At 54.6% G+C, this 2,304-nt stretch carries 2 protein-coding genes; one reads left to right on the top strand and one right to left on the bottom strand.

Annotated features, from left to right (window positions below; genetic code table 11):
• Positions 1-76: 76 nt before the first annotated feature.
• Positions 77-1,486 carry a group II intron reverse transcriptase/maturase gene (gene ltrA, locus PACILC2_RS24495; RefSeq protein ID WP_213531501.1) on the top strand — a complete coding sequence of 470 codons (1,410 nt, stop codon included), beginning with the start codon at positions 77-79 and terminating at the stop codon, positions 1,484-1,486.
• Positions 1,487-1,553: 67 nt separating this feature from the next.
• Here ltrA and PACILC2_RS24490 read toward each other — a convergent pair whose 3' ends face one another.
• Positions 1,554-1,721 (bottom strand): hypothetical protein, encoded by a 168-nt coding sequence (locus tag PACILC2_RS24490; protein ID WP_213531499.1) that lies wholly within the window; start codon positions 1,719-1,721, stop codon positions 1,554-1,556.
• Positions 1,722-2,304 lie beyond the last annotated feature (583 nt).

Below are 2,304 nucleotides of genomic sequence, written 5' to 3'. Positions count from 1 at the left end.
GACCTCCTTCGACTCTACACGCGAGTACGGGACGCCGGAAAGCGGAAGGGCCGAACCGAAAGGAGAGAGGAAACCGATGCGTTCGCACGAAGAGCAACGACAGCAGAATATCCCGCAAGGGAGCTCACGGCAAAGGGATACGGTGAAGCCGGAAGGGTATGCCGGAGCGCCGAGTTCTTCGTCGGCACAAGTCGCTCCTTCCTCTCGCGAAGACCGAGACGACCTGCTGGAACGAATGCTCAGAAGAGAAAACCTTCTGCTCGCCTACAAGCGAGTGGTCCGAAACGGGGGAGCCCCCGGCGTGGACGGCGTAACGGTAGCGGAGCTACAAGCTTACCTGAAGACACACTGGGAAACGGTGAAGGCCGAACTCCTCGCAGGAACCTACAGACCCTCGCCGGTCAGACGGGTGGAAATCCCCAAACCCGGAGGCGGCGTGCGGCTGCTCGGCATTCCGACCGTGATGGATCGTTTACTCCAGCAAGCACTTCTGCAAGTGATGGAACCGATCTTTGACCCTCACTTCTCTTGGTATAGCTATGGCTTTCGGCCAGGAAAGCGAGCGCATGACGCCGTTCTGCAAGCACAGCGCTATATCCAAAGCGGCCTGAGATGGGTCGTGGACATGGATTTGGAGAAGTTCTTTGACCGGGTCAACCATGACATCCTCATGGCTAGGGTGGCAAGGAGAGTGACGGACAAGCGTGTCCTGAAACTCATACGCGCCTATCTGAACGCCGGGGCCATGGCCGAAGGAGCACTAGAACGGACAGAAGAGGGTACGCCGCAAGGCGGACCCTTAAGTCCGCTGCTGGCGAACATTCTGCTGGATAATCTGGACAAGGAACTGACCAAGCGCGGCCTGCGGTTTGTCCGGTACGCGGACGACTGTAACATCTTCGTCGCGAGCAAGCGCGCCGGCGAACGCGTCATGGAATCGGTGACTCGCTTCGTGGAGGGAAAGCTGAAACTGAAAGTGAATCGGGACAAGAGCGCGGTAGACCGCCCGTGGAACCGAAAGTTCCTCGGATTCAGCTTCCTGTCGAATCGGAATGCGACGATTCGTCTGGCACCGAAGACCATCTCGCGATTCAAGGAGAAAGTCCGGGAACTCACCAACAGGTCCAAATCCGCATCGATGGAAGAGCGGATTTACCGGCTGAACCGTTATCTGATGGGATGGCTGGGTTACTTCCGACTGGCCTCGGCGAAGAATCACCTCACAAGTTTCGACCAGTGGATTCGCAGAAGGCTGCGCATGTGCCTTTGGAAACAGTGGAAACGAGTCCGCACCCGGATTCGCGAACTTCGAGCACTCGGGGTACCGGAGTGGGCTTGCTTCGTCATGGCGAACTCCCGCCGGGGACCGTGGGAAATGTCCCGAAACACAAACAATGCCCTCCCAACTTCCTACTGGGAAGCGAAAGGGCTGAAAAGTCTGCTTTCTCGCTATCTGGAACTTCGTCAACCTTTTGGAACCGCCTAGTGCGGACCCGCATGCTAGGTGGTGTGAGGAGACGGGGGTTAGCCGCCCCCTCTTACTCGATTCGCGATCAGTTATCTTTTAAGTTTGACGCCACCGAAATAATGGTTCTCAAATAATCTTTGGACATTTTCAACGCTTCCGCTTCAGGAAAGCCGGAATCGACGAGCTCCTTGTCAAACTTGCCTACCGCTCTTCCCATCTGGCCGCCGGTCTCTTCCGTGTATAGCGTTTTCACCAGTTCCGCAATCAATTGCTTTCATGGAATCGATTCGGGCCGCTTTGTGAAGATTGGAATAGACAGATAAAAATGTCTCCTGAAAAACGTCTTCAATCAGATAAGCGTTTTTGTTTGAATTTCAAATATGAGTAAACGACATCCGCATACTCCGCATAGATGCGGCCGAAATTCATATCCCCTCCTTCTTCATGAATATAGTCGCAAATTACGGCGATTCGGTTCAATCATGGAACGAACAAAAACATTTTCTTGGCAGTTTCGATGGTATTCGCAGACATTTCGTCATCCGTCAAATCGTCCCCCGTCCGTCGGTGCCCGCTCCGCCATCCGTCAAATTGTCTCCAGTCCGTCGGTGTACCCAGCCATCCGTCAAATCGTATCTGGTTCGTCGGTGTACCCAGCCTTCTGTCTAATCGTCTCCAGTCCATTGCGTCCCGCCTTCAGCGCCTCCGTCTCCCGCCGTTTACCCGCCCCCTACCTTCAGCGTCTCCGTCTCTGGGCAGATTGCTAATGGCGAAAAGTTGCAAAAGTACAGGAACTCTGGCCCAAACAGATAACTATAGCGCAAAATTCTGCAAAA

The sequence above is a fragment of the Paenibacillus cisolokensis genome, assembly GCF_018403665.1.
Taxonomy (GTDB): domain Bacteria; phylum Bacillota; class Bacilli; order Paenibacillales; family Paenibacillaceae; genus Paenibacillus_AH; species Paenibacillus_AH cisolokensis.
The sequence above is the reverse complement of the archived record's forward strand: the minus strand, read 5'-3'. Positions and strand labels throughout refer to the sequence as shown.

Bases quoted from the DNA above. Each gene is read 5' to 3' on its own strand.
- ltrA (WP_213531501.1), top strand. From the start codon at position 77: ATGCGTTCGCACGAAGAGCAACGACAGCAGAATATCCCGCAAGGGAGC.